This is a genomic window from Longicatena sp., from assembly GCF_982403165.1.
Window position 1 is genome coordinate 1 of sequence record NZ_CEVYEL010000064.1, and the last position, 13,118, is coordinate 13,118.

Sequence of the window (13,118 nt, forward strand, 5' to 3'; positions counted from 1 at the left end):
AAAGATGCGTTCACAATGTACATGATTTCGTATTTTTTCATTCTGTACACCTCCTCATGGTCTCATGGCCCTGCCTCATGTGCAGAGCGGGGAGTAGAGATTTCTACCCGTTTATTGATTATAGCATTGTTGCTTTTGAAATGTAAAGGGATATTTTAAAGTTTTCGTATTTTCTCTTCTTGGATCATCTCATGTCACGCTCAAACGATACCCTTTCTTTCTCGAAGCGTTCCTCATGGCTGCTCACTTAGACTTCCACGCTATCTAGCCTCATTCTCTTCCCCTTAGATAAATCCTTTTTTATCATCGATAGAATTCACTAAAATTTTACCTTTTTTTGCTTATTTATAGTATGATATATAGAAAGATACTCACTCAATGATCGAAATGATGTATAGGCAGGAGGTGTCTTCCATGCAGAAAAAGCTGATTCCCACCATTCTGATACTCTCCCTCATCCTTTCCGGTTTTTTATCTTTAAACGCTATCAGAAACATGCAGGGAAATGCCCGCGTGGTTAATTATACCGGTGTTGTCCGTGGAGCTACGCAACTTCTGGTGAAACAGGAAATGGCAGGCAAAACAAATCATGCGCTTATTCAAAAGCTGGATGGAATCCTAAACGAATTACAAACAGGTGATGGACCAAATGGATTAACACGCCTGGATGATGAAACCTACCAAAAACAGCTGCAGGAGCTTGAAAAAGATTGGGCTGTAATCAAGGAGGAAATTAAAGAAGTCCGCAAAAGTAAGGATACTGCCGAATTACTACGGTTAAGTGAACAGTACTTTCAAGCCTGTGATGATGCCGTAAAAGAAGCTGAAATATATACCGAGCAACGCGTCTCTTCGATCATGCGGATACTGATGGTACAAATTCTTCTTTGTTTGGCAATTGTTGCTTTTGTCGCCGCCATAACTTCACGAATGCGTAAACGCCAACAAGAAATGGAAAAGGTGGAAATTGAGAATCGTAAAAAAAGTGAAGCCTTATCGCTGTTGGCGAAACAATTACAGGCTCCGATGAATGAAATATCCGAAACTTTGTATATTGCCGATTTAGAAACTTATGAATTATATTTTTTAAATGAAGCCGGCCAGCGTTCTTTCCATACAAAAGACTTTTACGGACGCAAATGTTATGAAGTTTTGCAGGGAAGAACTTCGCCTTGTCCGTTTTGTACAAATCCGCAATTGGATGAAGGCAAAATTATCACCTGGGAATTTTCTAATCCCATCTCTTTACGCCATTACCTGTTAAAAGATCGTCTCATTGAGTGGGAAGGACGTAAAGCACGTATGGAAATTGCTTTCGACATGACCGAAAATGAGAAAGAGAAACAACAATTACAGAACATGCTGGATGCGCAAAATATGATCGTCCGCTGTGTTCATCATCTATATGAAAATCAAGATGTCACAAGCAGCATTCATGCCGTGTTACAAGCCGTCGGCAAATTCTTTACAGCGGATTGTACGTACCTTATCAGTATTGATAATCAGATGCCGTTTGCTAATCAAGAATGGTGTGATGCCCATATCGCTTCTCGCAAACAAGATTTTGCTAAACTCCCGCAAGCCGTTATCCATCATTGGCTTTCGGCCTTTAGTGAAAAGGGGAGCGTTATCATCAGTGATCTTGCGGAAATAAATAAGCTCTCTGAAGAAGAATATCAGATATTACAAAACCATAACATCCAACGTATGGTAGCTGTTCCATTAGAAAGTAATCATCAGATCATCGCTGTCTTAGGAGTTGACAATCCAGCTAAGGACATGATGCAAAATATTACTTCGATGTTACAAACCTTGTGTTACTTTATCATGCTGACCATCAAACGAGATCAAGCAGAAAAGAAACTGGCTCATTTAAGCTATCATGATGAATTAACTTCGTTCTATAATCGCAACCGATACATCGAAGATGTAAAACATATCGCGCACTCTCATCAATCCGTCGGTGTCGTTTATCTGGATATCAACGGTTTAAAAGATATTAATGATAAGTATGGACATGCCCGTGGCGATGAGCTTATCATCGAAGCGGCTTTACATATGCGACGTGTCTTCCCACAGGCCGATATTTATCGTATCGGAGGAGACGAATTTGTTATCATATCCACAAACCTGAGCCAAGATGTTTTCCAGCGGCAAGTCCGTGAACTGCGAGGTTCTATCAAAGATCAGGAAATGCTGAAGTTTGCTTTGGGCAGCCGTTGGTCACCACAGGCGGATGGCATCAATGATTTTATTGCCGAAGCAGATGCCTGTATGTATGAAGATAAACGTGTTTTCTATCGGAATCGTCAAAATACAAAGCGTTATCGTCATTATAATGATGAATTGTTGCATCTTTCTGACCCCAACACGTTACAAGCAGAAATAGCTATGCACCATTTTCACGTGTATCTGCAATCAAAAATTCGCTCGACAAGTGGAGAAGCGTTTGGGGCCGAAGCTTTGATACGTTATGAAGACCGTGATGGAACCATAATATCACCAGGGGATTTTATGCCCCTGCTAGCCGAGCATCATCTGATTTCCGTGATTGATTATTACATCTTTGAACGCATCTGTATGCTCATTCGCGAGTGGCTGGATGCCTATGCCACGATTGTCCCGATTTCCGTTAATCTATCCCGTCAAACGATGATCAAAGCCACCTTACTTCAGGATTTATTAGCTATCTGTCAAAAATATGAAGTAGCTCCATCCTATCTGGAAATTGAAATCAGTGAACATGGCGATCATCTTTCTGATAAAGACCTTATAACTTTGATACATGAATTAAAACATCATGGTTTTAGAATATCGTTAGATGATTTTGGTACTGAGTATGCCAATCTGGCATTATTATCCGCTGCTCCATTTGATGTCTTGAAACTAGACAAGAGTATCATCAATGAATTAGACAGTAATCCACGGACGCAAAAAATAGTAACTGCCATCATGAAACTATGTGAAGAATTACATATTACAATTATCGCTGAAGGTATAGAAACACTGCAACAGCTGCAGACCCTCACATCCTGCGGTGTAACACTTGTTCAAGGCTTTTATTACAGCATTCCTTTACCTGTTGATGAGTATCAGCGTAAGTATATGCACCCCAAATCCTAATCACATTTCCCTCCATCCTGTCTTATATTAGTAAGCTGCCACAAGCTTTCTCCAATATAGGGCAGGATGTTTTTTTTAGGATAAATGAAAGAAAACCGCAACTTCTATGAAAGAGAATGATTTTGTGAACTATCTTTTTTTCAAAGTCGGGTGTATAATAAAGAACCATAAGAAATAAGGGGTAAGGTGATGTCATGCAACAGGAGAAAACCAAACAGAAAGGATTAATGACAGAAGGTGTTATATGGAAAGAGTTATTATTATTTTCCGTGCCGCTTTTATTAGGCAATTTATTCCAACAGCTTTATAATGCGGTGGATTCTGTCGTTGTTGGTAATTATATAGGTGCACAGGCCTTAGCTGCTGTTGGCAGCAGTGCTCCCGTTATTAACCTGCTTGTCAGCTTTTTCATGGGGTTATCGGTTGGTGCTGGAGTTATCATCTCTCGTTATTTCGGCGCTCGTAATATGGAAAGCTTACAAGACAGTATCCATACTTCTTTGGCCCTTACTATGACAGCCGGTATCTTTATGACCTTGTTTGGAATCATCTTCTCTCCAACCATATTGCGTTGGATTGGAACTCCATCAGATGTTATGAGCAGTTCTGTTTTGTATCTGCGTATTTATTTTGGTGGTATTCTATCCGTTATGTTGTACAACATGGGCAGTGGTATCCTGCGTGCTGTTGGGGATTCTAAAAATCCATTATATTTTCTGATTGTATCCAGTATCACCAATATCCTGCTGGATCTATTGTTTGTCATCGTGTTTGATATGGGCATAGCCGGCGTAGGCTGGGCGACCTTAATTGCTCAAACCATCAGTGCCGTGTTAACCCTCTTATTACTCATCAAAACGAAACAAGAATATAAAGTCACCTTAAAAAAGATTCGCTTTCATAAAGATAAGTTGATTGAAATCATCCGCTTAGGCTTACCGAGTGGTATTCAAAACGGCGTTGTTTCCTTTTCAAACGTTATCGTGCAAAGTAATATCAATGCCTTTGGCTCTTTAGCGATGGCTGGCTGTGGTGCTTATACCAAGATTGATGGCTTTGCCATTTTACCGGTGATGAGCTATTCTATGGCTTTAACAACCTTTACCGGACAAAATATGGGAGCTAAGAAATATGACCGTGTGAAGCAAGGAGCACGCTCTGGTATCATCATGTCCCTACTCACAACCATCGCCATCTCAGCCTTATTGTTAATATTCGGTGAGCAGGTATTATCCATCTTCTCTGATAATCCTAAGGTTATTTCCTATGGTTTGTATATGATGCATGTATTAGCTCCATTTTATATTTTCCTTGCTATTTCTCATGCCTTTAACGGCATCATCCGCGGTGCCGGTATTACCACGATTCCTATGATTGTCATGATTACTTGCTGGTGTGGAATGCGTATGACCTGGATATTGGCAAGTGTTCCTATCTTCCATGATATCGGAGTTGTCTTTATGGGCTGGCCATTAACATGGGCTGCCAGTGCTTTATGGCTCTTCTTATATTATAAAAAAGGCAATTGGATGAAGCGTTCCATGTATTAACAAGTCTACTTACATTCAGAAAAAAAGCTGATGTTTCTATGTTTCTTACCAATAAAGGTATTACATATACATCAGCTTTTCTTTTGCTTATTTTAAATAATTATTGCTTATGAATTTTATAGGCAGTGCCATTATGAATTTACTCTTCAATACCATATTCACGTTCTAAATATTCATCATAGCTCATGCGGCGATCAATGATGCCATCCTCGCGAATTTCAATAATACGGTTTGCGATTGTTTGAATGAATTGATGGTCATGAGAGGTAAAGACCATCTCTCCCTTAAAGTTAATTAGGCCATTGTTTAAAGCCTGAATGGATTCCAGATCCAGATGGTTGGTAGGATCATCCAGCAACAATAAATTCGGTGCTTCCAACATGCTTTTTGATAACATACAACGAGCACGTTCGCCTCCGGATAACACATTGACAGGTTTTAAGGCTTCTTCCCCACTAAACAACATTCTTCCTAAGAACCCGCGAATATAACTCATATCATCAATACTCGTGTACTGGCTCAGCCAGTCACAAATACTTTCTTCCCCTTCAAAATAAGCAGCATTATCATCAGGGATATAGCTTGGTGTAATAGTTTGTCCAATTTCTACTTTCCCATTATCCGGTTCTATTTCTTTTGCCAGAAGTTTTAATAATAATGAAGTTTGCAAAGGATTGCCGATCAGGGCAATCTTATCCCCATTCATTAAAGAAAACGAAATGTTATGCAAAAGTTCTTTCCCTTCAATCGATGCACAAAGATCTTCGACAAATAAAATGGCTTTTCCTGATTCACGTTCCGGCTTAAAATCCACGAAAGGATATCTTCTGGTAGATGGCTGTAAATCATCCAGCGTAATCTTATCTAAGATTTTCTTACGTGAAGTTGCCTGTTTCGATTTTGCGGCATTCGCTGAGAATCGGGCAATAAAGGCTTCTAATTCCTTAATCTTTTCTTCTTTTTTCTTGTTTGCATCTTTCATCTGTTTTGCCAGCAGCTGACTGGATTCATACCAGAAATCATAGTTACCGCTGTAAATCTTAATCCCTCCGAAATCCACATCGGCGATATGTGTACATACCTTGTTTAAGAAATGACGATCATGCGATACGACGATGACGGTACTTTCATAATTGATCAAAAAATGCTCCAGCCAGGCAACGGATTTTAAATCTAAACCATTGGTAGGCTCATCTAACAACAGTGTATTTGGCTTGCCAAACAATGCCTGCGCTAACAGAATCTTAACCTTTTGTGCAGGCGTCATGGCTGACATCAATTCTTGATGTAAGCTTACCGGTATATCCAGCTGTTCCAAAAGATTGGCTGCTTCACTTTCCGCATTCCAGCCATCAAGATTCGCAAATTCTTCTTCTAATTCTCCGGCTTTTACTCCATCTTCATCGGTAAATTCGCCTTCTTTTGTGTACAAGTATTCTTTTTCTTTCATGATGGCATATAAGCGTTCATTTCCCATCATCACGGTTTCTAACACCGGAAATTCTTCAAACTTGTAATGATCCTGTTCCAGTGTAAAAACCGTTTCATTCGGTCCGGTAAAAACATCTCCGGTATCCGGCTTTAATTCACCACTTAACACTTTTAGAAAAGTACTTTTACCGGCTCCATTTGCGCCAATTAACCCATAGCAATTACCATCCGTGAATTTTAAATTTACATCCTTATATAATGTGCGTGCACCAAAACGCACGCTCACATTGTTTGTCCCTATCATATAGAACCTCCATTTTTCATGCCTGTGCATTATAGCATGTGTCTTTCAGAAATACAAATACACAAAAAAATGCTTATGCTTCTCTTAAAAAAAGATGCTCCGTTTTTAATGTTTCAACATTATGTTTTCTATGATTCTTCATATTCTTTGTATCGTAGATATGCGATGGTTTTGATAGCCCTGCTTGTACTTATTGGTTATCATTTGATATTTCCTTATTGCCCTAAACTTTTTTCTTCGTTAAAAAGAGAACGACCATCCATCGTTCCCTTTCATATCCTATGATTTCATATAACTATTTCCTATGGAATCAGCAAGCAAATAGAATATGCTGCATGCGCAATCGTCCACATCCAAAAGACTTCATCAAATAGTGATTCCTAAAGCTCAGTTTTCTATTTCCCTGCAATATCTTCAATTGTCGTAACCTTCATATTCCCATAACTGCCTTCTACCACATACACTTCATGATCCCCACAAAGTTCCATGATCTGTGCATCATCACTAGCTTGCAGCTGTTTTTGATATGCCTTGTGATACGCTTTTAAAATCGCACTTGTTCGAAAAGCTTGTGGTGTTTGTGCCTGATATAAAGTAGCGCGCTGCGGAGTCGTTTTCACCTTTCCATCCTCCACTACTTTAATCGTATCTTTCACCGGCATCATGAGCAAACAAGCATCATGCACTTGTAAGCTTTCAACAATACGATCAATACAATCCATGGTCAGCCACGGTCTTGCCCCATCATGAATCAATACATGTTCACACATCACCGCTTTCAAGCCATGATACACAGAATCTTGACGAGTTGCCCCACCTTGTACAAACACGATGTTCCCTTGTGTACATAGCTTCATAAAAACTTCGATATCTTCCTTACTGGCCACTACGATAATTTGATGACACCGTGTATCCTTTTGAAAGACCTGGATGGTTTCTTCTAAAATCGTATGTCCGTTTTTTAATTTAAATAGCATTTTATTATACCCCAAACCCATCCGGCTGCCGCTGCCTGCTGCTACGATAAGTGCTGTATATTCTATCATATTCTTAGCCTCCCGCTTTTCATTGTATGATTGCCTATGGCGTTGATTTTTCACAATTATATCATATATGTAATCTATTTTTAAAAAGAATATTGCAAAAGCTATGCTATAATGATACCAGATGTTAAAATCAAGGTATCATATACATAGAAAGAGGGATAAAGATGTATAAAGAACGTAGAAAAGCCTTAGCAAGCGCTCTTCCGGATACAGCAATTGCTTTGGTATGTAGTGGAAAAGCCCCTTACAAAGTCGGTGATGAAAAGTATGATTTCTCAGTTGATCGCAGCTTTTATTATTTAACCGGATTAGATAAAGAGAACATGGTACTTGCCATCATCAAAGTTGAAGGACGTGTAAGTGAGTATTTATTTATTGAACGTTATGATGAAGAATTGGCAAAATGGGTAGGCGGCAGAATCATGCCTGAGGATGCCGCAAACATCTCCGGTATCCAGGAAATCTATTGGCGTGAAGAAGCCATGGATACCATAGGAAGTGTCTTATCACGTTATTTTAGTGGTTATGCAAATGTTGATGTATATGCGGATTTCACGAAACAAGAAGCTGAACAGGCGGATAGTGAAGCGCATATTTTTGCACGTAGTTTACTGCAAAGATATCCACACATCGTTTTACATGATCTGGCAGGATACATCAGTGCACTGCGTTTGGTTAAGGATGAAGATGAATTGGCAAAATTACAAAAAGCCATTGCGGTGACAAAGGAAGCCATTGAAAATATGATGGCTCATGCGCATGCTGGCATGGGAGAATACGAATTGGAAGCTTATTTTGATTTCGTCTTAAAATCAAATAACTGTCTGCATTCTTTCCCATCCATTGTGGCAGGAGGCAAAAATGCAACTATCCTACATTATCAGGAGAATAGTCAAAAAATCAAAGACCGCTCTTTGGTTTTATGCGATTTAGGGGCAGCTTATTCTTATATGAATGCCGATATTACACGCACCTTCCCGATAAATGGGAAGTTCACAAAACGCCAACGTCAAATTTATGACATTGTTTTAACAGCTAATAAGATGATCATGCAGATGGTAAAACCAGGTATAACCTTACGTGATTTAAATAATGAATTGATTAAATTTTATCATCAAGAATTAAGTAAACTTAATTTATTAAAACATGGAAAAAGTGTTGCCGATTATTATTGGCATGGAGTTTCCCACATGCTTGGCCTAGAAACACATGATGTCACCTTGCCAAACTATAAACTGCAGCCTGGCAATGTCTTTACAATTGAACCCGGCTTGTATTTAGAGGAGGAAGGCATTGGCATACGCATTGAAGATAATGTGCTGGTGGTGGAAGATGGCTGTATCAACTTAAGCAAAGATATTATCAAAGAACCGGATGAAATTGAAGCCTTTATGGCGGCTCATGCCAAATAAATCCTACGTGCAATCGTTAAGAAAGGGGTATACACATGAAAAAAATTTATGCAGAATTTAAAGAATTCATCATGCGTGGAAACGTGCTTGACTTGGCTGTTGGTGTTATCATCGGTGGTGCTTTTCAAAAAATCATTGGTTCTTTGGTGAATGATATCATCATGCCAATCATTACGATGATTACCGGTGGCATTGACTTTTCCAACTGGTTTATCGCCCTGGATGGCAACACGTACACTTCTTTAGCAAAAGCACAGGAAGCAAATGCATCTACCTTGAATTATGGTGTCTTTTTAACAGAGGTCATTAACTTTCTCATCATGGCCTTTGTAATCTTCATGATGGTCAAAACAATGAACTCCTTAGCGTGTAAAGCCCTTCGAAAAAAAGAAGAAGAAGCAGAAGCACCTACGACAAAAATTTGTCCTTTCTGTAAATCAGAAATCGCTATCGAGGCTACACGCTGTCCACATTGTACCAGTGCATTGCCTAACGAAGAAGAGGCAGCTGATGAAGTGGCAAGTGAATAGACGAATAACTTTCTGAATGAACATAAATACATCAAAAGAAAACTGGAACTTCCTATCGTAAGACATTCTGCTTATAGGATTGTTTCCAGTTTTTTATTTCTGATTTTATTTATTTTTACGATGCTGAATGTGATAACTACAGCTCATCAACAAACGATTTGGTAAAAAGCGTGTCGCGATATAAGAGGCTTTCATCAACATGCCGGGAATGATCAGTAACTTTTTTTCTAACATACGGCGTATGGCAATTGCAGCTACCTCTTCGCTTGTTTTTCCATCCATTAAAAACTTAACATTTGCCACCTTATCGAATTCGGTTCTCACCGGTCCCGGGCATAATACCGAGATGGAAACATGACTGCCTTTTTTCTGCAGCTCTTTCCATATCGCCATCGACAAGCGAAGTACATAGCTCTTGGTCGCATAATAGGTTGCCATCAACGGTCCCGGTAAAAAAGCGGCGGAGCTGGCTACATTTAAGATATAGCCTTTATCACGACGAATAAAATCCTTTAAAAAGAGCTTGGTAAGAATATGCACCGCCTGTATATTAGTTTGCACCATCTGTAAATCTTTATCTAACTCCGTTTCATGAAATTCCCCATAATCTCCAAAGCCGGCATTATTGATCAGAATATCAATAGGTTCATGGACAAAGCGTTGGTATAACGCTTCACAGTTCTCACGTTTTGAAACATCTAAAACAACCACTGTAACATGTACTGGTAATTCCTTTTTTAGTTCCATCAAACGTTCTTTTCTTCGTGCAACCAGAATCAAATCAACTTTGGCCTTTGCCAGAACTCTGGCCATATCTCTTCCAATCCCACTGCTGGCGCCGGTAATTAATGCTTTCATAACATCACTTCCTTATGTCTTTACTATAGCACATTTTTTCGGTTATAACGCTCATTTCCTTCTAGGTTTAGAAAAAGGAGGTTAGACCTCCACGAGATGCTGTTTTAGTTTTCTGGTTACTTCTTCCATGGATGTGCAAGAAGAAATCACTTCTTTAATCTTTGTATCCGCTAAAGTCTTATTCCATTGTTTTAAGACATTATGAACGATGTGCAATTTATCTTCCTGCTTCAGATCATGAAACCAGAAGATTTCATCAATGACGCTTAAAAATGATGCAGGCAACTGTCGAGATAAGATTTGTTCCAGACTTTGGGTTTCTTGAAAATGCAATTCATTGCCACTTGTTAGCGTGAAATCACCATTCAAGATCATGATACAATGACGCAGATCCACCTTGTAAATATCATGTTCCATATACCCTTTTTCAATGGATTGACGTAAGAATTGCAGCTGTGCTTCATGCGCCATATGCAAATTCATGATACATACGATCGTATAGGGATTGCGTCTTAGTAAAGATAAATTATGCGCAAAGTTTTGTTCAAAGGCTGCCATATCAAAAGTTACCATATCTTCCTGATTAAAATAAGTGCGGTTAAATTTTTGCATCAGTGTCTTCTTCCCAACCCCGGGATTTCCTAAAAACAGCCAAACCCCTAAAGGACGTTGGGTAATCACGCCCTGCTCGATCCATTGTAACTGGGCAATCAATTTATCAATAACTTCTTCCTGTCCAATCAAGGATTCTTGCAGCTGCGCCTTTAACAATTGTACACGATCAACACTGGCAAGCGGAATCGCTGTAAGCTTTTCCACAACATCTTTAACCATTTCTTCATTGACTTGATGCGTATTGCTCGCTTTCGCACTGACACAGGATAAATCTAATACATCAATCGCTTTATCCGGAAACTTACGCTGTGGCATATAATAGTCACAATACGCGACGATTTTCGCTAAGATATCCATCGGAATATGCACCTGATGAAAATCCTCATATTCTTTTACCTTAACCTTTAACATTTCCAATGTTTCGCTTTGATTTGGTTCTTTGATCGTGATAATTTGGAAACGTCGTTCTAAGGCTCGATCTTTTTCGATATATTTTTCATATTCTTCCACTGTTGTAGCACCGATACATTTAATCAGTCCACGCGCAAGATATGGCTTTAATACACTGGATACATCAATGCTGCCTTCTGACTTACCTGCACCAATCATCTGATGGATCTCATCAATAAAAAGGATCACATTCGGATATTTCTCTAACAGGCGAATAATATTTTGCAATTTCTCTTCAAAATCACCGCGATATTTCGTTCCTGCTACTAATGAATTCAGATGCAGTTCATAAATACTGGCATTGCGTAAGGATGGCACCTGATTTGCCTGTATCATCCCAGCAAGCTTTTCCACTAATGCGGTTTTCCCCACACCGGGTTCTCCGATCAATAATGGATTCGCCTTATCTTTTCTTGACAATACCGAAATCATAAAAGAAAGTTCTTTATCTCTACCTATAATATCCTGATTTAAACCACAGGTATTTAGATTCCGTAATTCATTTACTTTATCCAATTCATTACGTCCCCCATGTTCCATCTGCATCAGCAATACATTCTCATCAATATCATAGCGATGCAAGATTTCCGTAGCCACACAGCTTGCTGTCTGCAGCAGTGCTAAGGATAAGGATTGTACGTCCATCACTTTCGCTTTTTTATGCTGTGCAATCTGCATGGCACGCTCTAAGATATCATCGACGACCTGGGTGATCTGGATTTCATCCACACTTTGATCACGCAAGCCAAATAGTACCATTAAATCTTCTTTCATCTGATAGTAACAAACACCCTGTGCACTGATTAACTGACATAACTGAGTCTCACTATCTTTTAAGATTGCCAGTAATAAATGCTCGCTTCCTATATAGTTGTTTCCCATATCACGCGCCTCTTCACCTGCGCTTTTCATGATATTTGTCACCTGTTTATTTAAACGATATTTCATATCTTCACCATCCGTTTCCATATAGCATATGATTTCTCTTGGTTGCTTTTGTTAGTATGGACTGCCAAATTCATTTAAAACGCAAGAAAGAAGTCTAAATCTTTCGATATCTTTATTGTATGAATTCAAGAGAAAGGATATGATAAACTCATAGAGAGGTATGAATGAATATGAACATAAAAGATTATGCAAAAAAGATAAACAAGGAAGCCATCTATTGTTGCTATGACACTTATATGGAAAATCCGAAAGAAGATGAAAAAGGTGATTGATGATGAATTGGCGAATCATCACCTTATCGCCAGCATGAAACTATTTCAAGCATAATAAAATAAAATTTACAAAGTAAAAGACTGCTCACCGATGTGATATGATTCCACCTCCGTGGAGGGTTTGTCAAGAAAAGTGTGTAAGTAAAATTGATTAAGACATCTATTTAAGATATTTTTCAATACGAGATGTAAAAATTTCATTAACCATAAGTTGATTCAACACTTTTGACCAATCGTGAATGGTTCCGTTATTCCATTTCTTTTCTAGCTCTGTACAGCGTAAGTATAATAATTTGAATAAGGCGTTTTCATTTGGAAAGGCGCCTTTTTTCGTTACTTTGCGAAAACTTGAATTGATCGACTCTATCGCGTTAGTGGTATACATAATACGTCGTACATCACTTCCATAATCATATAATTGTTCTACAAATTTGAAGTTCCTTTTCCATACTTCAATAGCTCCAGGATACTGTTCCCATGTTCGACAAAAAGATTCAAAGGCTGCCGCTGCCGCTTTTAAATTTGGTGCCCCATATACTTTCTTTAATTCTTGTGTGAACTTTTTATAATCCTTACTAG

General features: G+C 38.8%; 9 protein-coding genes and 1 pseudogene. 4 read left to right on the top strand and 6 right to left on the bottom strand.

Annotated features, from left to right (window positions below):
• Positions 1-414 precede the first annotated feature (414 nt).
• Positions 415-3,123: a sensor domain-containing phosphodiesterase gene (locus AC1VS3_RS11235; protein ID WP_008690403.1), complete on the top strand. Its 2,709-nt coding sequence runs from the start codon at positions 415-417 to the stop codon at positions 3,121-3,123.
• Positions 3,124-3,317: 194 nt separating this feature from the next.
• The gene (locus tag AC1VS3_RS11240; RefSeq protein WP_008690402.1) at positions 3,318-4,673 is read left to right on the top strand and encodes an MATE family efflux transporter; all 1,356 of its coding nucleotides are present in this window, start codon (positions 3,318-3,320) and stop codon (positions 4,671-4,673) included.
• A gap of 139 nt (positions 4,674-4,812) precedes the next feature.
• Here the strand turns inward: AC1VS3_RS11240 and AC1VS3_RS11245 are convergent, their stop codons facing one another.
• From AC1VS3_RS11245 to ispD, 3 genes and pseudogenes are all read right to left on the bottom strand, one after another.
• A complete protein-coding gene (locus AC1VS3_RS11245; protein WP_412109353.1) occupies positions 4,813-5,733 on the bottom strand; it encodes an ABC-F family ATP-binding cassette domain-containing protein in 921 nt (306 codons plus the stop codon).
• Between the two features lie 132 nt (positions 5,734-5,865).
• Positions 5,866-6,438 (bottom strand): annotated as a pseudogene (locus tag AC1VS3_RS11250) (ATP-binding cassette domain-containing protein); the annotation flags it as partial.
• Positions 6,439-6,803: 365 nt separating this feature from the next.
• Entirely contained in the window at positions 6,804-7,454 is a 651-nt protein-coding gene (gene ispD, locus AC1VS3_RS11255) for a 2-C-methyl-D-erythritol 4-phosphate cytidylyltransferase (protein WP_008690400.1), read from the bottom strand.
• A 164-nt stretch (positions 7,455-7,618) separates the two neighbouring features.
• On the opposite strand from ispD, the gene AC1VS3_RS11260 reads away from it, so the two are divergent.
• A complete protein-coding gene (locus tag AC1VS3_RS11260) occupies positions 7,619-8,866 on the top strand; it encodes an aminopeptidase P family protein (RefSeq protein ID WP_008690399.1) in 1,248 nt (415 codons plus the stop codon).
• 35 nt (positions 8,867-8,901) lie between these two features.
• On the top strand, positions 8,902-9,396 hold the full coding sequence (gene mscL, locus AC1VS3_RS11265) for a large conductance mechanosensitive channel protein MscL (RefSeq protein WP_481275651.1): 495 nt from the start codon (positions 8,902-8,904) through the stop codon (positions 9,394-9,396).
• A 105-nt stretch (positions 9,397-9,501) separates the two neighbouring features.
• Here the strand turns inward: mscL and AC1VS3_RS11270 are convergent, their stop codons facing one another.
• The 3 genes from AC1VS3_RS11270 to AC1VS3_RS11280 all read right to left on the bottom strand — a co-directional run.
• Positions 9,502-10,254 carry an SDR family NAD(P)-dependent oxidoreductase gene (locus AC1VS3_RS11270; RefSeq protein ID WP_008690396.1) on the bottom strand — a complete coding sequence of 251 codons (753 nt, stop codon included), beginning with the start codon at positions 10,252-10,254 and terminating at the stop codon, positions 9,502-9,504.
• An 81-nt stretch (positions 10,255-10,335) separates the two neighbouring features.
• Positions 10,336-12,288, bottom strand: a complete 1,953-nt coding sequence (locus tag AC1VS3_RS11275; protein WP_008690394.1) for an AAA family ATPase — start codon at positions 12,286-12,288, stop codon at positions 10,336-10,338.
• Positions 12,289-12,699: 411 nt separating this feature from the next.
• Positions 12,700-13,118, bottom strand: a 419-nt coding sequence (locus AC1VS3_RS11280) for a transposase (RefSeq protein WP_481275652.1), incomplete at its 5' end; no start/stop codon positions are given.

Bases quoted from the DNA above. Each gene is read 5' to 3' on its own strand.
- AC1VS3_RS11240 (WP_008690402.1), top strand. From the start codon at position 3,318: ATGCAACAGGAGAAAACCAAACAGAAAGGATTAATGACAGAAGGTGTT.
- mscL (WP_481275651.1), top strand. From the start codon at position 8,902: ATGAAAAAAATTTATGCAGAATTTAAAGAATTCATCATGCGTGGAAAC.
- AC1VS3_RS11275 (WP_008690394.1), bottom strand. From the start codon at position 12,288: ATGGAAACGGATGGTGAAGATATGAAATATCGTTTAAATAAACAGGTG.
- AC1VS3_RS11270 (WP_008690396.1), bottom strand. From the start codon at position 10,254: ATGAAAGCATTAATTACCGGCGCCAGCAGTGGGATTGGAAGAGATATG.
- AC1VS3_RS11260 (WP_008690399.1), top strand. From the start codon at position 7,619: ATGTATAAAGAACGTAGAAAAGCCTTAGCAAGCGCTCTTCCGGATACA.
- ispD (WP_008690400.1), bottom strand. From the start codon at position 7,454: ATGATAGAATATACAGCACTTATCGTAGCAGCAGGCAGCGGCAGCCGG.
- AC1VS3_RS11235 (WP_008690403.1), top strand. From the start codon at position 415: ATGCAGAAAAAGCTGATTCCCACCATTCTGATACTCTCCCTCATCCTT.